The 20,498-nt window shown below is 39.0% G+C and carries 21 protein-coding genes, 3 pseudogenes and 1 riboswitch; of the genes and pseudogenes, 4 read left to right on the top strand and 20 right to left on the bottom strand.

All coding sequences use genetic code 11. From position 1 onward, the window contains the following. Positions 1 to 96 precede the first annotated feature (96 nt). From ACPC57_RS04270 to ACPC57_RS04255, 4 genes and pseudogenes are all read right to left on the bottom strand, one after another. Positions 97 to 492: a hypothetical protein gene (locus ACPC57_RS04270; protein ID WP_029486070.1), complete on the bottom strand. Its 396-nt coding sequence runs from the start codon at positions 490 to 492 to the stop codon at positions 97 to 99. Then, positions 482 to 694: a helix-turn-helix transcriptional regulator gene (locus ACPC57_RS04265; protein WP_002340535.1), complete on the bottom strand. Its 213-nt coding sequence runs from the start codon at positions 692 to 694 to the stop codon at positions 482 to 484. The genes ACPC57_RS04270 and ACPC57_RS04265 overlap by 11 nt, the downstream gene beginning before the upstream one ends. A gap of 282 nt (positions 695 to 976) precedes the next feature. Then, a pseudogene (locus ACPC57_RS04260) lies at positions 977 to 1,363 on the bottom strand (FtsX-like permease family protein); the annotation flags it as partial. A gap of 205 nt (positions 1,364 to 1,568) precedes the next feature. Further along, positions 1,569 to 1,954: pseudogene (locus ACPC57_RS04255) on the bottom strand (response regulator); the annotation flags it as partial. Positions 1,955 to 2,087: 133 nt separating this feature from the next. Between ACPC57_RS04255 and ACPC57_RS04250 the strand changes: the two are divergent. Next, positions 2,088 to 3,314 carry a DUF2974 domain-containing protein gene (locus ACPC57_RS04250; RefSeq protein ID WP_434066387.1) on the top strand — a complete coding sequence of 409 codons (1,227 nt, stop codon included), beginning with the start codon at positions 2,088 to 2,090 and terminating at the stop codon, positions 3,312 to 3,314. 231 nt (positions 3,315 to 3,545) lie between these two features. Here ACPC57_RS04250 and ACPC57_RS04245 read toward each other — a convergent pair whose 3' ends face one another. The 5 genes from ACPC57_RS04245 to hprK form a co-directional block, all read right to left on the bottom strand. Beyond that, positions 3,546 to 4,670 carry an aminotransferase gene (locus ACPC57_RS04245; protein ID WP_277837662.1) on the bottom strand — a complete coding sequence of 375 codons (1,125 nt, stop codon included), beginning with the start codon at positions 4,668 to 4,670 and terminating at the stop codon, positions 3,546 to 3,548. A 185-nt stretch (positions 4,671 to 4,855) separates the two neighbouring features. Continuing rightward, positions 4,856 to 5,392, bottom strand: a complete 537-nt coding sequence (locus tag ACPC57_RS04240; RefSeq protein ID WP_434066386.1) for a YtxH domain-containing protein — start codon at positions 5,390 to 5,392, stop codon at positions 4,856 to 4,858. Beyond that, positions 5,376 to 5,786, bottom strand: a complete 411-nt coding sequence (locus ACPC57_RS04235) for a DUF948 domain-containing protein (protein WP_277837698.1) — start codon at positions 5,784 to 5,786, stop codon at positions 5,376 to 5,378. Before ACPC57_RS04235 ends, ACPC57_RS04240 begins: the two co-directional genes overlap by 17 nt. Before the next feature lie 13 nt (positions 5,787 to 5,799). Beyond that, entirely contained in the window at positions 5,800 to 6,576 is a 777-nt protein-coding gene (gene lgt / locus ACPC57_RS04230; RefSeq protein ID WP_217374111.1) for a prolipoprotein diacylglyceryl transferase, read from the bottom strand. 1 nt (position 6,577) lies between these two features. After that, the gene (hprK, locus tag ACPC57_RS04225; RefSeq protein ID WP_217374112.1) at positions 6,578 to 7,510 is read right to left on the bottom strand and encodes an HPr(Ser) kinase/phosphatase; all 933 of its coding nucleotides are present in this window, start codon (positions 7,508 to 7,510) and stop codon (positions 6,578 to 6,580) included. A 201-nt stretch (positions 7,511 to 7,711) separates the two neighbouring features. Between hprK and manA the strand changes: the two genes are divergently transcribed. Further along, positions 7,712 to 8,653, top strand: coding sequence for a mannose-6-phosphate isomerase, class I (gene manA / locus ACPC57_RS04220; RefSeq protein WP_434066385.1), 942 nt, complete (start codon positions 7,712 to 7,714; stop codon positions 8,651 to 8,653). Positions 8,654 to 8,714: 61 nt separating this feature from the next. Here manA and ACPC57_RS04215 read toward each other — a convergent pair whose 3' ends face one another. The 4 genes from ACPC57_RS04215 to ACPC57_RS04200 form a co-directional block, all read right to left on the bottom strand. Then, a complete protein-coding gene (locus ACPC57_RS04215) occupies positions 8,715 to 8,978 on the bottom strand; it encodes a PspC domain-containing protein (protein WP_434066384.1) in 264 nt (87 codons plus the stop codon). Further along, complete coding sequence (locus tag ACPC57_RS04210; RefSeq protein WP_277837664.1) at positions 8,968 to 9,729, bottom strand: hypothetical protein; 762 nt, start codon at positions 9,727 to 9,729, stop codon at positions 8,968 to 8,970. Before ACPC57_RS04210 ends, ACPC57_RS04215 begins: the two co-directional genes overlap by 11 nt. Positions 9,730 to 9,798: 69 nt before the next feature. Next, positions 9,799 to 10,233 (bottom strand): SprT family protein, encoded by a 435-nt coding sequence (locus ACPC57_RS04205; RefSeq protein WP_274504200.1) that lies wholly within the window; start codon positions 10,231 to 10,233, stop codon positions 9,799 to 9,801. Further along, a complete protein-coding gene (locus ACPC57_RS04200) occupies positions 10,220 to 12,349 on the bottom strand; it encodes a Tex family protein (RefSeq protein WP_434066383.1) in 2,130 nt (709 codons plus the stop codon). Before ACPC57_RS04200 ends, ACPC57_RS04205 begins: the two co-directional genes overlap by 14 nt. Before the next feature lie 192 nt (positions 12,350 to 12,541). Here ACPC57_RS04200 and ACPC57_RS04195 point away from each other — a divergent pair, with 192 nt between their 5' ends. Next, positions 12,542 to 13,189 (top strand): deoxynucleoside kinase, encoded by a 648-nt coding sequence (locus ACPC57_RS04195; RefSeq protein ID WP_274504202.1) that lies wholly within the window; start codon positions 12,542 to 12,544, stop codon positions 13,187 to 13,189. A gap of 51 nt (positions 13,190 to 13,240) precedes the next feature. On the opposite strand, the gene ACPC57_RS04190 is transcribed toward ACPC57_RS04195, so the two are convergent. Next, positions 13,241 to 13,762: a QueT transporter family protein gene (locus ACPC57_RS04190; RefSeq protein WP_024392496.1), complete on the bottom strand. Its 522-nt coding sequence runs from the start codon at positions 13,760 to 13,762 to the stop codon at positions 13,241 to 13,243. After that, a riboswitch (PreQ1 riboswitch) is annotated at positions 13,760 to 13,866 on the bottom strand. It overlaps the preceding gene by 3 nt. A gap of 28 nt (positions 13,867 to 13,894) precedes the next feature. On the opposite strand from ACPC57_RS04190, the gene ACPC57_RS04185 reads away from it, so the two are divergent. Then, positions 13,895 to 14,332, top strand: coding sequence for a GtrA family protein (locus ACPC57_RS04185; RefSeq protein ID WP_434065670.1), 438 nt, complete (start codon positions 13,895 to 13,897; stop codon positions 14,330 to 14,332). Between the two features lie 87 nt (positions 14,333 to 14,419). On the opposite strand, the gene ACPC57_RS04180 is transcribed toward ACPC57_RS04185, so the two are convergent. From ACPC57_RS04180 to metK, 6 genes and pseudogenes are all read right to left on the bottom strand, one after another. Beyond that, a complete protein-coding gene (locus ACPC57_RS04180) occupies positions 14,420 to 15,343 on the bottom strand; it encodes a YihY/virulence factor BrkB family protein (RefSeq protein WP_434065671.1) in 924 nt (307 codons plus the stop codon). Positions 15,344 to 15,587: 244 nt separating this feature from the next. Then, positions 15,588 to 16,448: a methionyl aminopeptidase gene (locus tag ACPC57_RS04175; protein WP_434066382.1), complete on the bottom strand. Its 861-nt coding sequence runs from the start codon at positions 16,446 to 16,448 to the stop codon at positions 15,588 to 15,590. Beyond that, a complete protein-coding gene (locus ACPC57_RS04170) occupies positions 16,445 to 17,017 on the bottom strand; it encodes a GNAT family N-acetyltransferase (protein ID WP_434066381.1) in 573 nt (190 codons plus the stop codon). The genes ACPC57_RS04175 and ACPC57_RS04170 overlap by 4 nt, the downstream gene beginning before the upstream one ends. 94 nt (positions 17,018 to 17,111) lie before the next feature. After that, positions 17,112 to 18,371: a UDP-N-acetylglucosamine 1-carboxyvinyltransferase gene (locus ACPC57_RS04165; protein ID WP_434066380.1), complete on the bottom strand. Its 1,260-nt coding sequence runs from the start codon at positions 18,369 to 18,371 to the stop codon at positions 17,112 to 17,114. A gap of 189 nt (positions 18,372 to 18,560) precedes the next feature. Beyond that, positions 18,561 to 19,172 (bottom strand): annotated as a pseudogene (locus ACPC57_RS04160) (NAD(P)H-dependent oxidoreductase). 31 nt (positions 19,173 to 19,203) lie between these two features. Then, positions 19,204 to 20,394 (bottom strand): methionine adenosyltransferase, encoded by a 1,191-nt coding sequence (metK, locus tag ACPC57_RS04155; RefSeq protein WP_434066379.1) that lies wholly within the window; start codon positions 20,392 to 20,394, stop codon positions 19,204 to 19,206. Between the last annotated feature and the right edge of the window lie 104 nt (positions 20,395 to 20,498).

Raw genomic sequence — 20,498 nt, 5'->3', positions numbered from 1 at the left:
TCATTACTCTGTCCTCTCTGTCTTTTTTCTCAATTTTACACTAAAATAGATTTTTTGGAAAACTTTGCAACAGAACCTTTGTGTGAACCTTTATTTCTACATTTTTTTCTCAAGCACACTACTGATAATGATTAAAATAATCGGCTGGATTGCAATGATACTTCCGACAATAATAGCTGGAATGATGTAGTCTAAACAAATAAATATAACTGTTGCCACCCCTAACAGTATTGTGTTAAACATATTTGTTATATTTCCCGCTTTTTCTTTGATTATGATATTCCGTTCGTCCATAACATTGATTTTGTAGTCTGCATCATTTTTAATCATTTTATCATGCAAAATTTGAACATGAGAAACGCCAAAAACGGCACTGAATAAAATAGCAAGTCCAATATCTACCATTTTAGGAAAATCTGTAACCAAAATTATCACAATCAAAAACAACGAAACAATATAACCGATATACCAAATCTGACCCTTATTTTTCATCTTCACTTTCCTCCTCATAGATAAAAATTTCTTCAATGCTCATTTGAAAGTATCTTGCAATTTTAAATGCCAATATAATAGAGGGATTATAACGTCCATTTTCTAAAGAACCTATTGTTTGACGAGATACTTCAAGAGCAGAAGCTAAATCTTCTTGTTTAATTCCTCTTTGTTTTCGTAATTCTTCCAAACGATTTTTCACAACATGCTCCTTTCATGCTTTTATAATACTCCTGAGAGCGCAAAATGTCAAGTAAGCTTTCCATATAAATTTTGATTTTAATGTTTTAGTTACTGTTTTTATGACACATGAACACACTTATTCTTATTTCCTCTTGTCTGCTATCAACAGAAAAGAAAAAGCCCTGTCAAGAGCCGATTAGATCAAGCCAGTCGAGAAACGATGTTAGACCAAATTGATTTTGGGTAATGAATGTTTAGAACTTAGTAGTCGTCCAAAAACGACTACTTTTTTTGTTGAATCGTCCAAGGCCAGTTCTAAAAGGAGGCCGGTCAAAATAGTGCTAGTTGAGTAGACTACATTTTCTAGGAAAGTCATCAAAAGAAGGTGTTTTTTCTCCAAACCCAGAATACTATACACACCGAACTCTTTTGACCGTTGCTTCATGACAAAACTATTGGCATATAAAACCATAATAGCAACTGCTAACATGACCACAATCATACCAAACCCCAACACTTGGGTCACTCCATTTGCTCCCTTAACTTGACCTAAATCAGGATGAAAAGCTAATGATGCAAATATATAAGAAATGGCTGTGGAAACAATGGTCATTATTGCGTATGGGTAGTAGAGACGACAGTTCTTTTTTAGATTGGTTAGCGCCAATCGAAAGCATAGTCCAAACATAATACTACTCACCTCGATTCGCCATAAGAGTCAGAGTATCTGATATCAACTGAAATATCTCTTGACTGGTCCGCTCACCTCGATAGATTTGGTTATAGAGAATACCATCTTTGATAAATAAAACCCGTTTTGCCCGACTTGCTGCAGCTGTCGAATGGGTTACCATCAGAATTGTTTGCCCCTGCTGATTAATTTGTTCAAACCAGAGTAAACTCTGCTCACCAACAAAATCATAGGTTCTTCTCAAAAGTCCTTGTATTTTTGCTAAAAGTACTGTCATTTCAAAGGGTTTGGTCACAAAGTCATCCGCTCCCATATTAATCGCCATGACAATATCCATTGGCTGATCATGCGAAGACAAAAACATGATGGGGACACGAGAGGTCTTACGGATTTCCTGACACCAATAATAGCCGTTAAAGAAAGGAAGACTGATATCAAGTATAATCAAGTGAGGTTGAAAATCGTCGATTAGCTTCAAAATCGTCTGAAAATCCTTTACTTCTTGGACCTGATACCCCCAATTCGTCAAGTTTTTAGCGACCAATTGGCTAATGGTTTATCATCTTCGACTAGAAAAATCTTCTGCATCTGTATCTCCTTTCACTCTTCTATTATTATTATAGTCTATTCTATAAAATACATGCAAATTTATTCAGTGGAAATGAATGTGAAATTTTTATGAAAATGGCCAAATAACTATACGAATAGTTGTCATCTATGCATGATTAGGTTATACTATTTATCTATAAGAAAACTTGAGGTTTTTATACCAAATTTACTAGATTACATTAAAAATATCCAATACGATAGTTTCTATGACCAAGCTATTAATAAATTAGATATTCTAGCCTTGACAGAATTATCTTATCTCCCCTTTGACGATCTTGTTCCGACAGAATTCACCAGTTCTGGTATTCGTATTGATAAATTATTTGATGCTTTCAATGAAAAATACAATCAAAAATTTCCTCCTTTTACCATGGTCACAAAGAGCCGCTTAACTCTTTTTGAATTAATGGCTAGCTCAAAACGCTATAAATACTTGAAAGCATTTGCCTATGTTAATGATTATCAGATTGATTTACAACAACAATTTGCAGCAGTTAGCTATCACTTGGATAGAGATACAGTGTTGACCTGTTTCCGTGGCACCGATGATACCATCATTGGGTGGAAGGAAGATTTCCATATGACCTATATGAAGGAAATTCCTGCACAACAATCTGCCAGTCGCTATTTGCAGGATATCATGGCTGCTCAACATTCTGATTTTTATGTTTCAGGCCACTCGAAGGGTGGTAATTTAGCAATTTATGCTACTTCTCAACTTCCACCAACCCTTCAACAATATATTTTGATTGTTTACGCTTTTGACGCTCCAGGACTTCATAAACAGTATTTGACGTCGGATGGGTATTTGGGAATCAAACAAAAAATTGTACCGATTATTCCTCAAAATTCCATTGTAGGGATGATGTTGGAAACACCAGAAAAAGCGCAAATAGTGAGCAGCCGCACAATCGGTTTATTACAACACATCAGCTTTTCTTGGGAGGTAGATGGGTACGATTTTCGGACCGCCCCAGCCCTTACTAAAGAAAGTTTGCAAATTGACCGTACCTTAAAAGCATGGACTGCTAGTCTGACAGAGGAAGAATTACAAGCCTTTTTCGATCTATTTTTTGGTATTTTCATTCAAGCTGGTATCGAACGTTTTAGTGACTTTGTCATCAATCCCTTGCAAAAATTACAGGAGATTGATCGATTAAGAAAAGAATTCTCCCCTCAAGAAGCCGAGATGATGGATAAACTCATTCGCATGCTCTTTGATACCCGTTATCAAATCTGGCTAGAGGGATGGAATAATCGCCTCCCAAAACCCGACCTAAATTTCCCTGATTGGAACGATCTCTTTACTCTCCCAACTATCAATAAAAATAAAAGCTAGTTTAGGTTCTCTAAGCTAGCTTTTTTTATGTACATTAAGATTATACTGCTTGAAAATCAACATACCCTCTCGTCAAGATCCTCGATGAGTGAAAAGTTCTAGTGCTACATTTCTGCCTGTTACCTTAAAAAAAGAATACCAGAAGTTGCTATCTTTGACTTAAAGATAGACTGAGAAGAACTCATATCATTTGTGATGAGTTGTCAATGGATCTTCGATTCTAGTTGATTTTCAATGACTTTTGTCGTATGCTGCTAAAGCATTTCCTAATAGCTCCAATCCTTTTTTCAGTGTCTCTTGGTCACAGGCATAACCAATGCGAACATACCCCTCTTTTTCAAATCGACTTCCAGGTACTACCAATACCCCATATTTTTCTAATAGGTTCAAAGAAAATTCTTCAATCGGAATGGGAACATCCAATTTGACAAAGGAGGTTGAGACAAAAGCAGGTTTTATATAGGATGCCCTAGGTTGCATAGATACCCAATGGTCCAAAATTGATAGATTTTCGTGGATAATGCGGTGGTTTCTTTTCCAAATTGCCTGGCGATTTTCCAAAGCAAGCTGAGCCACCATATCATCGAATACACCTGCGCAAATCAAAGTGTAATCCCTATAATCACGTAAAATGGAAATGACCTTCTCATTTGCAGCGACCCAGCCAATACGAATACCTGCTAAGGAGTAGGTTTTGGACAAACTGTTGACTGCTATGCCATTTTCATACAGGTCTACAATGGAAGAATTGTTGTTTTCTGAAAACGATGTGTAAATTTCATCAACTAGTATATAGGCACCAACACTGGCCGCAATCGTAGCCACTTCTTTTAGGAAAACATCATCCATTACCGCACCCGTAGGATTATTGGCATTATTTAAACAAATCATCTTTGTCTGAGGGCGAATTAATTGACGTAAATCATCTAAATCTGGTAACCAATTCAATTCTTCTTTGATCTGCCAGTATTCAAGCTCTGCACCTAGTGATTTTGGAATATCATAGAGCTGTTGGTAAGTGGGATAGAGCGAAATAATATGATCACCTGGTTCAATTAGACTAAAGAGGGCTAGAAAATTTGCTCCAGTAGCACCATTTGTCTGTAAGATATGTTCTGGTCCGATTGTACGATAGAGTTGACTGACCGATTTCTTAAACCCTGGAGACCCCTCAATCCAGCCATAATCCAATTTTGTCTTTCCCAGTTCCTTGTAAAATGTCGCTGCAGAAGTATTGGTCAACTCAAAAAGTTCATCTAAGGTTAATGATTTGATGGAAACCCCTGCAATATCATATTTTGCATTTTTTTCATGGACATTCAGCCATTCTTCAACCCCAAAACGTGGTAATTTCATCTTAATCTTCTTTCTAATATTCTCTATCAATCATTGTAACATGAAATGATTATTTCAATACTGGAAATAATAGAATTTAACAAGGTTTTTGTGGCAAAATTATTCCTTCCGTCACAAATGAACAAATTTCTTGTCAAAAGAAAGAATCAATTTAGCAATGCTAAATTGATTCTTTGACTATTATTTTAGAGGTTGTGAGACTCTTCGCTATCATTTGTTGGTGCTTCAGTTACTTCCTTCACAGTAGGTTCAACAACAACAGAATCAATATCAATTTCAATATCCTCTGAAACTACCACAGCATCTTCAATATCATCAGCCGTTACATCAACTGTTGGTGCTTTAGTGGTTTTAGCTTTAATTGCATCCAGAATATCCGCTGTAGAAAGATTTTGTTCTGCAATTTTTTCTTTGATTTGTTCAAAGGTTTCCAAAGATTTTTCCTTGCCAGATTTGACCAAGTCTTCAACTCTCAGTTCACCAGTTTCAAGTTGTGTTTTCACTTCAGTGAACCGTTCAGATGCTTGTTTTCCTAGATCTTGAGCTTTGTTCACGAAATCAGCATTGATTTCATCATGATTTTCCTTATAATCATTTGCAAAATTGACTACCTTTTCTTTGACTACTTTACCAGTTTTGCTTGCTAGAAATGCAGCTGCTGCTGCACCTCCTGCTGCTCCCAATAAGAGACTGGTTAGTACACTACTAGATTTTCTTACCATTTTTTTCTCCTTTCCTACCTAAGAGAGATGAGATAGCTGACAGTGCAGAGAGCGCTCCACCTGCCTTCACTGTACTTGCTCCAGCAGACTTAGCCTTGACTGTCAAATTTCTTGCTGATTTATTCAGGTCAGAAACAGAAGTTGACAAGTCTGCCACTGCTACAAATAGCGGATCAAGAGTAGCAACTTTTCCATTAACATCTTCTACCAACACATTGGTTTTAGCTAATAGCTCATTGGTCTGGTAGAGTGTTACATTCACATCACTAGTCAAGACCTTTAAGGTTTGTTGCGCTTCATCCGTTACTGTATTCAATTTTTTTAAAAACAAAATAATGTATACTGCCACCGCCGCGATGGACAAGGCAATAATCAACACTGAAATTTCAATAATCATATTCTCTCCTTTATGATTGATAGAACGGAATAGTTGCTTTTCTCCTCCGTAGTACAACCATGATAATACCAACGAGGATTAGGATTCCAGACAACCATTGTGAGACGCGTATGCCCAAGAACATGAGACTATCCGTCCGCAATCCTTCAATTAAGAGACGACCACAACCATACCAAATGAGATAAAAAGCTGTGATTTCTCCCTGTTTGAGAAGTTTAGGACGTCTGCGTAATATACAAATCACTACAAATCCCAATAAGTTCCACAACGATTCAAATAGGAAGGTTGGTTGACGATAAGCACCGTCTATATACATCTGATCACGTATGAATCCTGGTAAATAATTTAGGCTATCAACAGCTTTACCATAAGCTTCTTGGTTAAAGAAATTTCCCCAACGACCAATCGCCTGAGCCAACATAACCGATGGCGCAACGACATCTAGAAAATCTAGAGTTTTGATAAAGCGGTACTGTGTAAAGAAATACAAGATGATGGCTCCCGTAATCAAACCACCATAGATAGCGATTCCGCCATTCCAAATTGCAAAAACGGATAAGATATTGTCTTTATAGTCGCTCCAAGAAAAGGCAACGTAATATATTCTCGCTCCAATAATGGAAAGTGGAAAGGCAATCAAGATAAAATCTAAAATATCATCTTGAAGGATTTTCTTGCGTGGAGCCTCTTTTACTGCTAAGTAAACTCCGAGCATTAAACCAAGTAAAATACAGACGGCATACCAACGAATCTCTAGGGGGCCTAATGTAATTGCAACTGGATCCATCTTAGTTTTCACTCCTATTGTGTTCAATTAAATTGGAAAGACGCTCCTCAAATAATTTTGTCGCATCAAATCCCATTTGTTTTGCTCGGTAATTCATTGCAGCTGCTTCAATCACTACAGAAATATTTCGTCCTGTTTTTACAGGTATACGAATTTGAGGAACCGCTATCCCAGCAATCTCAATCGTCTCACCAGAATTTCCCAGTCGGTCAAACACCTTGCCAGTTTCAAAATTTTCAAGGTAGACTGCTAATTGCACTTCTGATGAATCTTTAACGGCACTTGCACCATATAGACTCATCACATCAATAATCCCAACTCCTCTAATTTCCAATAAATGACGAAGTATTTCTGCAGGCTCACCCCAAAGGGTAACATCATCTTTGGCAAAGACATCAACTCGGTCATCAGCCACCAATCGGTGTCCTCGTTTAACCAACTCTAGGCCCGTCTCACTTTTACCAATACCAGAATCACCTTGGATTAAAACCCCCATGCCATAGATATCCATCAGGACACCATGAACACTGGTACGTTGTGCCAATCGACTATCTAAATAAGAGGAGAGTTCCCCTGACAGTCGACTAGTTGCAGTTTTACTTCTACAAATTGCAATCTGTTTTTCCTTAGCAGCCTTATACATCTCTTCAGGAATTTCCAGACCACGGGCAACAATAACAACAGGCGTTTCTGGCTGGAACATCTCAGAAAGGACCTGGTAACGGTTATGAGCAGTCATTGCTGTCAAATAGGACCATTCCTTCATACCAATCAGTTGAATCCGTTCTGGGGCGTAATAATCAAAGTAGCCAGTCATTTCCAATCCTGGTCGGGTAATATCTGCAGTTGTAATCGGTTTTTTCAGGAGCTCTTCAGTACCATAAGCACATTCAATCCGCAGATTATCGACCAGATCTTTTACATAAACGGTCATCTGTTCCCTCACTTTCAGTTTTATTATATTATACCATAAGTTAGCGCTTGCAGGGGAAAGAAGTGGACTATATTAATAAAAGAATAAGTTTACTTACTTATTTAATTAAAGTCAATAAAAAACACTCATGCTATCAGATACACAATTCTAACAATTCTGTTATACTTTTATAGTAGAATTCTTTTTAAAAAGGAGATGAATATGGAACCCTTGTTTCTCACACCTGTAATGCACGAAAAAATTTGGGGTGGTCAACGCCTGAAAACCAACTACCACTACGATATTCCTAGTGAAAAAACTGGTGAATGTTGGGCTATATCTGCCCACCCAAACGGCGTAACAACAGTCTCAAATGGTCAATATAAAGGAAGAGGACTGCATGACCTCTATCAGAATGAAAAACATTTATTTGGCAATCCCACAGATAATGTCTTTCCATTATTAACCAAAATCCTTGATGCAGACGATTGGCTTAGCGTCCAAGTCCATCCCGATGATAGCTATGGCTTGGCTCACGAAGGTGAATTAGGCAAGACAGAATGTTGGTACATTTTAGAAGCCGAGGACGGAGCTGAAATCATTTATGGCCACAACGCTCAATCCAAAGAAGAACTCCGCCAGCAAATCGAAGCTGGAGATTGGGACAAGCTGTTGACCCATGTACCCGTCAAAAAGGGTGATTTCTTCTTTGTACCAAGCGGCACCATGCACGCCATCGGTAAAGGTATCATGATACTAGAAACCCAACAATCTAGCGATACAACCTACCGTGTCTATGACTTTGATCGCCGTGATGATGCAGGCAACCTCCGTGAACTACACATTGAAAAATCGATTGATGTGCTGACAATTGGTCCAGTTGCCAATTCAACACCTGCCAAGCTTAAAATCGATCATCTTGATTCGACCGTCTTAGTAGCAAATCCGTTTTTTACAGTCTATAAATGGGATATTCATCAAGAAATCAAAATGAAACAGACCGTTCCTTACCTGCTTGTCAGTGTCATCGAAGGGGAAGGTGCCATCCAAGTCGGTGAAACCAGCTATCCACTTCAAAAAGGTACCCACTTTATCTTACCAGCCGATGTATCAGACTGGACCTTTACAGGTCAAATGGAATTAATAGCTAGTCACGCAAACTAAATAAAATAAAAAAACTTGAGCATTAATACTAACTCAAGTTTTTTTAAGCCTACTATCTAAACTAAAATTTACGTATCTTCTCAGCATCTTTTATCTTACGCGGGCCAGTTCCATATTTCTCGGCATCCTTATCTTCCTTATATGGTAAGAAGTAAGTTGCTGCTGCGTAAAGTGCGATTAACAAGATAAAAGATTTTCCAAATAGAAGACCTGCTATAAAGAGGGCACGAACAAGCCATGCTTCCCATCCTAATTTATGAGCAATGCCAGCAAGAACGCCAGACACAACTTTTCCCTTTCTTACTCTATACAAATCAATTGACATCTTTTATTCCTTTCACATAAAAAGCACCTTGACCAGTCTGTGCTTTTATAAAGAGTAAATCATTTCCTGATTTTTCAAATTGATAAGGACTATTTTTCTTCTTTCGATTGACTACAACCTGTCCTGATTGAGACTCAATCTGTCCTCGAATTCCCTGCCCCTTCCCTGTTTGTAAGGTGAAAGGCGCGTGTGCCAATTGCACATACAAATGTTGTGGGTAGCCACCGCAGGTTGTCAAGCGAATATCCTGTTGTTTTTTATCTCTTGAACTGCGGATAGAAATATCTTCAAACGGCAAGTAGTCTAACCGGGCATCTGCTTGACCAAGTTCTACAGCTAGTACTGACATCCATTCCTGGGGTAAGCTAATGGTCAAGCGACAGGCCAAACTACTGTTGAAATATAGTCCTTTCTTTTCAACATAAAGACGGGGGAGTTTGTCTTCTGGCGCATCTTGATTATAAACAATTTCTACGGTGATCTGTTCATTCTTAGACTTAGTCAGAGTCAGCCGCCCCTCGGATAATTTTAGAAAGAGTGATTCAATTCCATCAAATGAATAGGCCTGTTTCAGCTTTGAGGAAGCAAAGACCTTGAAACTTGGTAAGGTAAAATTCAATTTTGCTTTTTCTTCCACAAAAAGAAAGTCTGGTTCTTGATTCATTTCCTTAAAACAGGCGCGAGCCTCTTCCTTGGTCAAGACACCTTTTTCATATAACTCAATTAAGCGTTCTTCTCTCTTTTGCGTCATAGACTCACCTCAATTCCATACTAGTATACCATATTTCGCAACAAAAAAATCAGCCCAAGGACTGATTCTCTATCGTTTCAAAACGAGCTTTCCGTGACACTTTCCACACCGGTATTTCTTTAGATCAATGCGGCGCTTTCGCTGGTAGGCTTGGGCACAGGACTGACAGATATAAAGCAGACTAGGCTTGGTAGCTTGTTCCAGTTTAGGAGCATAGCGCAGGCCGTCCACCGCAGCCAGCAGTTTCTTGAAATCCGTATCTCCATGCCGATAACCCTTCTTCTCATAGTAAAGATGGTAATGGCAGAGTTCATGGCGGACAATCTTTCTAAAAACTTCCAACCCTTGCTCCTCCAGATGTTTGGGATTAAAATCCAAGTGGCCATCCTTTGGGAAGAAACGACCACCTGTCGACCGTAATCGGCTATTCCAAAGAGCTACATGTCGAAATTCTTTACCGAAGTCCTCTACAGATACCTGCTGAACATAGTCAGTGAGATTCACGGGGAGCCACCAAGGTCAAATTAACCTTCTCACGTTGCTGATCAAGTTTATGAACCCAAACTGTCACCAAATCACCAACAGATACAACTTGACTTGGATGCTTGATGAAATTCTTACTCATGTTTGATATATGAATCAGCCCATCTTCGTGAATACCAATGTCCACGAAAGCACCAAAGTCTACCACATTCCGGACCACACCTTCCAACTTCTGACCAATTTGCAAATCCTTAAAATCAAGAACATCTTGACGAAGAACTGGCGCTGCAAATTCATCACGCAAATCACGCCCAGGCTTGAGCAAGTCAGCGATAATATCTTTCAACGTTTCCTGACCGACACCAATTTCCTCTGCCATCTTTTCAATAGAAATTTGTTTTAATTTTTCCTGCGCAGCAACATCTAAGTGGTCAATTTCTAGCAGTTTTAACAACGTCTCTACAGCCTTATATGACTCTGGGTGCACGCCAGTATTGTCCAAAAAGTTTGTTCCATCTGGAATACGCAAGAAACCAGCTGCCTGCTCAAAAGCCTTATCTCCCAAGCGAGGAACTTTTTTAAGCTGTTGACGAGAAGTCAGAGCACCATTTTCTATACGATACGTGACAATGTTTTCTGAAATAGTTTTATTGAGGCCAGCCACATGTGAAAGAAGAGCAGCACTTGCAGTATTGACATTGACCCCGACCTGGTTAACAACTGTATCAACGACAAAATCTAGACTGTCAGACAAAAGTTTTTGATTGACATCATGTTGATACTGTCCAACACCAATCGATTTTGGATCAATTTTAACCAACTCAGCCAATGGGTCTTGCAGACGGCGTGCGATGGAAATAGCAGAGCGTTTTTCTACCGTTAGGTCTGGAAATTCGGTTCGAGCCAGTTCAGATGCGGAGTAGACAGAAGCTCCGCTCTCATTTACAATCACGTAAGAAACCGTCGGAAAATCTTTCAACAAATCAGCAACGAAAGCTTCCGATTCTCGGCTAGCTGTCCCATTCCCGATGGCAATAATTTCCACCTGGTATTGACCAATTAAGTTGGCCAACTTTTCCTTTGCCTGAGCAATCTGGGCCTGAGAAGCTGGCTTGACTGGATGAATCACTTGTGTCGTCAGTAGCTTACCAGTCTGATCTACGACAGCTAACTTAGCACCAGTACGAAAGGCAGGGTCGAAACCTAAGACCATTTTTCCTTTTAATGGTGGAACGAGAAGCAAGTTCCGAAGATTCTCTGAAAAGAGAGCAATCGCCCCTTCTTCTGCACTTTCTGTCAACTCTGTCCGAACGCGCCGCTCCATAGCTGGGATAATTTTTTTCTTAACTGCCTGATTGATTGCATCTGCTATATAAGCATTTTTCTGCGGAAAACGAACCTCAAAGAAACGAATTATCTTATTCAAATTGTGTTCAAAATGAACTTTAAGAACGCCCAATTTTTCTCCACGATTCAAAGCTAAGGTACGATAACCCTGCATTTTCGCAACTTTTTCAGAAAAATCGTAATACATTTGGAACACAAACTTTTCATCAGCTGCTTGGTCTTTTAATTCAGAATAGAGACTCGAATTTGTTTGAATTTCATGATAGGTCCATGCACGGAGCTTTGGATCTTCCGAAATAGCTTCTACAAGAATATCAACAGCACCTACAAGACAAGCTTCAGGCGTGTCAAAACCTTCACAAACAAAATGAGTTGCTTGATTTTCCAAATCTGCTACGTTTTGTAAAATAAGACGTGCTAGTGGGAATAATCCAGCTTCACGAGCTATTGTGGCCTTTGTGCGACGTTTTTCTTTATAAGGTAAATACAGTTCTTCCACATCCGCTAACTTTTCTGCTTCTTCAATCGCTTGACGGAGCTGATCGGTTAATTTCCCTTGTTCTGCAATCTTTGCTAAAACCGTCGCCTTACGCCCAGCCAGAGCTGTTAAAGCCTTGTCACGATCAATAATTGATTTGATGACCACTTCGTCGAGGTTTCCTGTTGCTTCCTTACGATATCGGGCAATAAAAGGAATGGTATTTCCCTCTGCAGTGAGCGTCAAGACCGTATCAATTTGTTTTAAACTAACACCCAATTCTTGGGCAATTTTCAAATATTTTTCTTCCATAGACACTATTATAGCACGAAATCGGCCTTGGTTGACAACAGAAAAAAGAGCTTTTAAATTCTCTTTTACCTCAGGTTTGTGACTCCTACTAGAAATTTTGGGGGAATTTTATTTGAATGGAATCGTGTCTAATTCTTGAAAACCATACCATATTTTTATACAATGAGAACGTTAGAAAAAGAGAGGAGCACTATGTTGATTGTATTAGCCGGAACGATTGGAGCAGGAAAAAGCTCATTAGCTACAGCTCTCGGAGAACATCTTGGAACCGATGTTTTTTATGAAGCCGTTGATCAAAACCCTGTTTTGGACTTGTACTACCAAGATCCTGAGAAATACGCATTTTTATTACAGATTTACTTTTTAAACAAACGATTCCAATCCATTAAAGAGGCCTACCGAGCAGATAATAATATTCTAGATCGTTCTATTTTTGAGGATGAGTTATTTCTAACTCTTAATTATCAAAATGGCAATGTCACAAAAATGGAGCTAGAAATCTATAAAGAATTATTAGCAAATATGTTGGAGGAACTAGAAGGGATGCCTAAGAAATCTCCAGATTTATTGGTTTACATCGATGTATCTCTTGAAACCATGTTGAGTCGAATCCAACTGCGTGGTCGCTCCTACGAACAGGTAACAGCAAATCCTGAACTTCTTGAGTATTATAAACAGGTCCATTCTGCCTATCCAATTTGGTACCAAGATTATAAAGCCTCTCCTAAAATCCGAATTGATGGAAATCAGTTCGATTTTGTAAACAATCCACAAGATTTAGAAACTGTGCTTATGACAATTGATCATGAATTACACCGTTTGGGGCTTTTAGAAAAATAATTCTCTAAATAGAAAACAATCCAAGCAATCATAGCTAGGATTGTTTTTTTATTATAAGCGTGTGTATCCTGGAATACGTTTCATCACTGATTCAATAACAACTGCCCCAATTAACAGGGATAACAATTCACCTAAACCTGTAGTTAGCCAAGTCAAGAAGAAAGGTGCTTGATACATGATGTTTAGTTCTAATGCAATGGTAAACATCGTTGCAGCAAAGAAAAATGAAAAATAGAAAAATGCTTTGTTCATCCAGCCATTAAAAAGATATTCTTTTTTATAGCGTTCAAACAGAAGGACACCGATACTTACAAAGAGTAAGGTAGAGAGTCCACCAACCAGTAGATCAACAACCCCATATACCATCAGATTGGAAATCATACATCCAATTGTCACAGCAAGAATATATTTTTTATGATAAAAACCTAAAAAATTCAACATTTCTGAGATTCGGAACTGTACAGCACCAAACGAAATGGCATTTAAAGGTGGGGTAACAGTTAGTGCAATATAAATTGCAGCAACAAGAGCAACTTCCGCCAAATCACGGGCGGACCATTTAGATGTATTCATCCTGATTCTCCTTTAGCAAAATGCTTGTAATATGCTTGGGTAAAGTGAGTAAGCCCCAAGGGTTGTTGCACATAACTATCAACAACGTTGATAAGTATAGCATATTTTATAAAAAAATGATAGACTTGACGTATGAAAAATATTATGAAAAAAACATTCCAGAACGAAGTTATCCTTTATTTAATATTTGGTGTTGCTGCAACCTTAGTGTATATGGTCGCCCGGATCCTATTATTTGCCTTTCTCAATCAGGTAGTCCTTGTTGCTTTTCTTGCTAATGTTATCGCCATATTGTTTGCTTTTATTACAAATGACCAAATCGTCTTTCGGCAAGAATCTAGGGGATGGAAGAAAAGATTTCTTAAGTTTGTATCTGCCAGACTTGTTACTATGGTACTAGATATGCTTCTGGCATTTCTCTTAGTACAGGCTTTCCCAGGCATTATCGGTCAATTTGTAAACAATGACCTTTCCCTTGTCAATGCCATTGCAACACTCTTCTCACAAGTCTTAGTGATTGTACTCAATTATGTTTTGAGTAAACTGTTTGTATTTAATAGTAAGAAATGAGGCTCCAACTGGAACCTCATTTTTTACTAAAAATGAAGAAAAAATATACGACTGTCAAACTTCATATAAAAAACGAGCACCCTCCAACTAGAGGTTACTCGTTTTTTTATATTTTGATTTAGCACGCTTAAAGATTGAAACAATATCTCCGTCTCTTGACTGGATATCACCTAATTTTAATTTGTGAACACTTGCATTAACGACTGCACCTATGATTAGAATCTGGGCCATAAAAATAAACCAGACCATAAATACAAGAAATATTGCTGCTGTTGCCGAACGGAAATCTGATAATTTATTTGCATAGTTATCCAAATACAGTGAAAACAACTTACCAGTTGTTGCCATAATAAATAGAACAAAACCAGCCCCAGGGAAAACATACCAAATTTTAGGTATCCGAACATTTGGCGAAAAATAATAGAACATAATCAGTGCCGCAAACAGTGCTAGGTAGGCAATCGGTTGTGTTTGTCCTAAAATAATATCCAACCAACCATTTTCCAGATTGAAATATTTATCTATATAAGAAAAAATGGCTTGACCAAATGTCACACTCGCTATGCTCAATCCTATGATTATTTGCAAACCAATCCCCAAAAAGATACCTACTAGCCGACCAACAATGACATCACGATGATTTTCCATACCATATGCCTTATTAACAGCCTTTTGTAAAATCATCATACTATTTGAAAGGGTCCATAAAGTCGTAAGAATAGCAATACCTAACCAAGAACTTGAGGGTTTAGTTAGAATATTGGTCACAAAATTTGAAACAGTCGGATAGATTTTTTCAGGAATAAATTCTGCTAATACTGATAGAATCGCATCCACATCAAAAGGAAAATAAGGCAATAAATTGGCTAAGGTCAACAGAATCGGAAAAATGGAAATCAGAAGATAATAAGCTACCGCCACACTCGTTATCTCAATTTCCGCCGATTTGTAATAGGAAAAAAAGGTTGAAAAGAATGTTTTCAGTCCTTCTAGTTTTTTGAATTTGCTCATTCATTCAACCTCATACTTTCCTTCTCTAATTGATTTATACTCAATGAAAATCAAAATCAGACTCGCTCCAAAGGTTTGGGGAACCGTTGGAGGTTGTAAATTGAGCAAACGTAGTTCGTGTCGATATGATGCAAATAGAACCCTGTTACTTTTTTATTTAAAGGTAACAGGCTGAAAGGCTCCACTGGAGCCTTTCACTCATCAAATCAAGTCAACAACGTCGGCTTTTGATTTTCGAAGAGTATTAATACGTTCCTTCTTCACCTTGACTAGTCAAGATAAGTGGACCATCTTTTGTAATCACAAATTGGTGCTCATATTGACAAGATAAGCCACCATCAAGTGTTTTGTGAGCCCAACCAGTCTTCATATCCGTATTGATTTCCCAAGTCCCAGTGTTTATCATTGGCTCGATAGTCAAAACCATGCCTTCACGCAAGCGAAGACCACGACCCTTTGTTCCATAGTGGGGAACCATTGGTTCCTCATGCATGGTTGGACCAACGCCGTGACCCACCAAGTCACGAACAACACCGTAGCCAAGACCTTCCGCATATTCTTGAATGGCTGCGCCAATATCACCGATACGATTGCCAACAACGGCTTGCTCAATACCGCGGTACAAACATTCCTTGGTTACATCCATCAAGTTTTGCACTTCTTCAGAAACCTGACCGACTGCATAGGCCCAACAAGAGTCTGCTACTCCACCACGGTAGGTTTGAGTGATTTTCTTCATAGCCTTGACATCATTAAAGTTGAGCTTAGAAACATCAACTACCGCTTTGTCTAAGGGCTCACTCAAAACCATATCAACCTTCAATAAGTCACCTTCTTTTAGCTCGTAGTGACGTGGGAAAGCATGAGCAACTTCATCATTCAATCCACAACACGTCGCATAAGGATAGTCCATTAATTCACCATCAACTCCAATTTGAAGTGGCAGAACATTTTTCTCCTTACATATTTTACGAACATACTCTTCCACTTCCCACATGTCCACACCTGGCTTGATGATGTCACGTAATCCAATATGGATTCCTGACAAAACTTCACCAGCTCGACTCATGGCATCGATTTCTCGTTGTGATTTAATTGTAATCATTGATTTTCCTCGTACATTTCTAAATTAAAATCTGCCTTTTTCAAGCTAAATTTCAAGTAATTTCTCATTTTATGACTATAACGGTCACTTCCACGATAGTGGTTAATTTGCACAAAGCCAGCTTTTCTAGCCACCCTTTGACTAGCCACATTTTCCTCATGAGTGATAATTACCAACTCTTTTAAGCCAACTTTATAAAAAGACAGATACACTAAATTTCGTACTGCCTCTGTCATCAACCCTTGTCCCCAGTGGTCCTTTTTAAGAAAATAGCTTAGCTCCGCAGTTCGTAAATGTTCATCCAACTTTTCTAAACAAAGAGCACCAATCATTCGACCAGAGTTTTTTTCTATTAATGCCCAATTTCCTAATGGCGAACGGATAAATTTTTCAACCATTGTCGCAACAGCAATCTCTTTGTCCTTCAAAACTGGAAAAATAAATGGAAGATTCTCAGCATGCGACACTATTGTATAAAAATCCTCACCATCCTCGTAAGAAAATGGTCGCAAAACGAAATGATCCGTTTCAAAACATGCAAATTTAGCTAACTGTATCCAAAGTGTCATAGTGTACCCAAGGGACTGAGAATTGCTCCCATCCCCAATATATTTCATTTATTTAATCATTACATTCTAAAGATGCAATTCTCTACTAGATCAACTAGTCCTCAATCAACTGAATATCTGCACCAAGCTCTGTCAACTTTTCAATAATATTTGAGTATCCACGCAGAATAAACTCAATATTTGTAATTTCTGTTCGACCTTGAGCCATTAGACCAGCAATAACCATCGCCGCACCAGCCCGTAAATCTGTTGCTTTAACTGAAGACCCTATTAGTTGATTGGGACCTTCAAAGGCAATATGATTGCTTCGTGTTGAAATTTTTGCTCCAAGATTAGCCAATTCCTGCACGTGTCCAACACGTTTTTCATAAATTGTGTCCACGATAGTTCCGGTACCTGTAGCTTTAAGGAGTAAGGGGGTAATAGGTTGTTGCAAGTCTGTCGCAAAACCTGGATAAGGGGAAGTTTTGATATTGACAGCCTTTAATGTTTCTTGTTTTTCAACAAAAATACTGTCTTCAGAGATTGTCATGCGCACACCCATCTCTTGCAGTTTAGCGATGTAACTCTCCAAGTGTTCGTATAGAACATTATCTACAGTAATTCCTTCACCAACTGCAGCAGCTAAGGCGATATAAGTCCCTGCTTCGATACGATCAGGAATAACTTGATGGCGAGTTCCTTTAAGGTGATCTACACCATCTATTGTAATAATATCTGTACCTGCCCCGCGAATACGAGCCCCCATATTGTTTAGCAGAGTTGCCACATCAATGATCTCAGGTTCACGTGCTGCATTTTCAATAACAGTACGACCTTTCGCTTTAACAGCAGCTAAAATCGTATTGATTGTTGCGCCAACACTGACAACATCCAGGAATATATGAGCCCCTTGAATCCGTTGTCCATTGGTTGCTAGGCGCATATGTTCACCCTCATAGTTTGTCTCAGCTCCCATAGCAGCGAAGGCTTTAAGGTGCAAATCAATCGGACGTGGACCTAGATCGCATCCACCAGGTAAGCCAACGACTGCTTTCCCATAACGGCCTAAAAGAGATCCGTAAAAATAATAGGATGCACGCAGACTATTGATTTTCCCAAATGGCATTGGCATATCTTGAACACCACGTGGATCTATTTCCAAAGTCTCTCCATCTCGCTTGACGGTTGCCCCCATCGTCTCCATGATATCAATTAAGCTATCAACATCCGAAATAGCAGGAACTCCATCCAAAACGACAACATCCTCTGCAAGAATAATGGCAGGAATTAAGGCAACGACAGAATTTTTGGCACCACTAACCGTAACAGTCCCTTTCAATGCCTTCCCACCATTAATTACAATTTTTCTCATACTATCATTCACTTTCTTAGATTGCCCTTTGACCTAACACATCAATAGGTTGATGGTTTTTTATCAGAATACGTATAAAAAGACATACGTTTCATTCTAACACAAAGTCAGTGAAAAATCTAGTTTTACAGTATTTGAAAACGGACCTGGCATTGGAGCCTGGTCCGATCAACTAATGGATAATTGTTATCATTCATTAAAAAGTTGTTGAATTCTAAATTCAGCATCAAGTAGATAGTTCTCTAATTCCTCACTCGTCAAATAAGGCACTCGACCATAAAAAACATGATCAATGACTTGTGCATCATTACTGTTGAAGAGCCAATCTGAAGTTAGAAATTTCATGGCCTGATCTATCGGTGTCAGACTTCCATCCGCATTTTGTGGTTGCCCTTTAGTAGTAAAGAAAACAGCTTTCTTTGTTGAGAAGAGCTTGCGAGGCTCATCAGATTCAAAACTATAAGCAAATCCGTGCTGAAATACACGATCTACATAACCCTTCATTATCGCAGGCATACCATTCCACCAACTTGGAAAAATATAAACAAGCAAATCACTCTCTGCAATCAGATCCATTTCTGTTTGGACATCTGGAGGAAAACTAGTTGCTTCTCGTACAAATTTTCCATTTTCAATGTGAATAGTATCTTCTCCTCGAAGAACTGGATCAAAACCCAATTTATACAAATCTCGGACAGTTACTTCTGCTCCATTTGCTACCAAGGCCTGCGTTACTCTATGAACGAGGGCGTGGGTAAAACTTTCTTTTCACGGATGTGCAAAAACAAGTAAGGCTTTCATAAATATCCTCACCCAAATAATAAATATGTACCTACAAGATAGCTGCTTTCAACTCTTCTACCTTATCCAATTTCTCCCATGGAACATCAATATCCGTACGTCCCATGTGACCATAGGCTGCAGTTTGTTTATAAATTGGACGTTTTAGGTCAAGCATTTGAATAATACCAGCTGGGCGCAAGTCGAAAATCTGACGAACAGCTCCTTCTAATTTGCTCTCAGCTACTGTACCTGTACCAAATGTATCGATACGAACTGAAACTGGGTGAGCAACACCGATAGCGTAGGCCAATTGAACCTCAGCCTTTTTAGCCAAACCAGCTGCTACGATATTTTTAGCGATGTAACGCGCCGCATAAGATGCAGAACGGTCCACTTTGGTCGCATCCTTACCAGAGAAGGCGCCGCCTCCGTGGCGAGAGTAACCACCATAGGTATCAACGATAATCTTACGACCTGTCAGACCAGAGTCACCTTGAGGTCCACCAATAACAAAGCGACCGGTTGGATTGATAAAGTATTGTGTTTGGTCATCCAAATATTGAGCTGGAATGATTTCCTTTATCACACGTTCAATGACATCCTGACGAATTTGCTCTTGACTGACTTCCGGATCATGCTGGGTCGAAATAACGACTGCATCCACACGAACGGGTTGGTTGTCTTCATCGTATTCAACTGTTACTTGTGACTTAGCATCCGGACGGAGATAAGCAATTTCACCAGATTTTCTCAACTCAGCCAAACGACGCACCAATTTGTGACTAAGTGAAATTGGCAATGGCATGAGTTCAGGAGTTTCATCAACTGCAAAACCAAACATGAGCCCTTGGTCACCTGCACCAACTAAATCTAATGGATCTAGACTAGCATCTTGACGAGCCTCCAAGGCTTCATTAACACCTTGCGCAATATCTGGAGACTGCTCTACAAGTGATGGATGAACTCCTACTGATTCTGCCGCGAAGCCGTATTCCCCTTTGGTGTAGCCAATCTCCGCAATCGTATCACGTACAACACGATTAATATCTACATAGGCAGTGGTGGAAATTTCACCAAACACATGAACGCTACCAGTGTAAACAGCCGTCTCAGCTGCCACGTGCGCCTCAGGATCTTGTGCTAAAATAGCATCCAAAATCGCATCTGAAATCTGGTCTGCAATCTTATCCGGATGACCCTCCGAAACAGATTCAGACGTAAACAATTTACGTTCTGACATAAAAATGTCCCCCTTAAAATAAATTGTTATCAAGGTTACAAAGAACTAGTAGGAGACTAGTTCTTTGCGAAAGACTTTTGTCTTGAGCAAAGTAAAATTTCCAG

This window comes from Streptococcus sp. VTCC 12886 (genome assembly GCF_049893425.1).
GTDB lineage: Bacteria > Bacillota > Bacilli > Lactobacillales > Streptococcaceae > Streptococcus > Streptococcus suis_AA.
The sequence above is the reverse complement of the archived record's forward strand: the minus strand, read 5'-3'. Positions and strand labels throughout refer to the sequence as shown.

Excerpts from the sequence above, each read along its gene's own strand:
- ACPC57_RS04270 (WP_029486070.1), bottom strand. The coding sequence starts at position 492 with ATGAAAAATAAGGGTCAGATTTGGTATATCGGTTATATTGTTTCGTTG.
- ACPC57_RS04250 (WP_434066387.1), top strand. The coding sequence starts at position 2,088 with ATGATTAGGTTATACTATTTATCTATAAGAAAACTTGAGGTTTTTATA.
- ACPC57_RS04245 (WP_277837662.1), bottom strand. The coding sequence starts at position 4,670 with ATGAAATTACCACGTTTTGGGGTTGAAGAATGGCTGAATGTCCATGAA.
- ACPC57_RS04240 (WP_434066386.1), bottom strand. The coding sequence starts at position 5,392 with ATGGTAAGAAAATCTAGTAGTGTACTAACCAGTCTCTTATTGGGAGCA.
- lgt (WP_217374111.1), bottom strand. The coding sequence starts at position 6,576 with ATGGATCCAGTTGCAATTACATTAGGCCCCCTAGAGATTCGTTGGTAT.
- hprK (WP_217374112.1), bottom strand. The coding sequence starts at position 7,510 with ATGACCGTTTATGTAAAAGATCTGGTCGATAATCTGCGGATTGAATGT.
- manA (WP_434066385.1), top strand. The coding sequence starts at position 7,712 with ATGGAACCCTTGTTTCTCACACCTGTAATGCACGAAAAAATTTGGGGT.
- ACPC57_RS04215 (WP_434066384.1), bottom strand. The coding sequence starts at position 8,978 with ATGTCAATTGATTTGTATAGAGTAAGAAAGGGAAAAGTTGTGTCTGGC.
- ACPC57_RS04210 (WP_277837664.1), bottom strand. The coding sequence starts at position 9,729 with ATGACGCAAAAGAGAGAAGAACGCTTAATTGAGTTATATGAAAAAGGT.
- ACPC57_RS04200 (WP_434066383.1), bottom strand. The coding sequence starts at position 12,349 with ATGGAAGAAAAATATTTGAAAATTGCCCAAGAATTGGGTGTTAGTTTA.
- ACPC57_RS04195 (WP_274504202.1), top strand. The coding sequence starts at position 12,542 with ATGTTGATTGTATTAGCCGGAACGATTGGAGCAGGAAAAAGCTCATTA.
- ACPC57_RS04190 (WP_024392496.1), bottom strand. The coding sequence starts at position 13,762 with ATGAATACATCTAAATGGTCCGCCCGTGATTTGGCGGAAGTTGCTCTT.
- ACPC57_RS04185 (WP_434065670.1), top strand. The coding sequence starts at position 13,895 with ATGAAAAATATTATGAAAAAAACATTCCAGAACGAAGTTATCCTTTAT.
- ACPC57_RS04180 (WP_434065671.1), bottom strand. The coding sequence starts at position 15,343 with ATGAGCAAATTCAAAAAACTAGAAGGACTGAAAACATTCTTTTCAACC.
- ACPC57_RS04175 (WP_434066382.1), bottom strand. The coding sequence starts at position 16,448 with ATGATTACAATTAAATCACAACGAGAAATCGATGCCATGAGTCGAGCT.
- ACPC57_RS04170 (WP_434066381.1), bottom strand. The coding sequence starts at position 17,017 with ATGACACTTTGGATACAGTTAGCTAAATTTGCATGTTTTGAAACGGAT.
- ACPC57_RS04165 (WP_434066380.1), bottom strand. The coding sequence starts at position 18,371 with ATGAGAAAAATTGTAATTAATGGTGGGAAGGCATTGAAAGGGACTGTT.
- metK (WP_434066379.1), bottom strand. The coding sequence starts at position 20,394 with ATGTCAGAACGTAAATTGTTTACGTCTGAATCTGTTTCGGAGGGTCAT.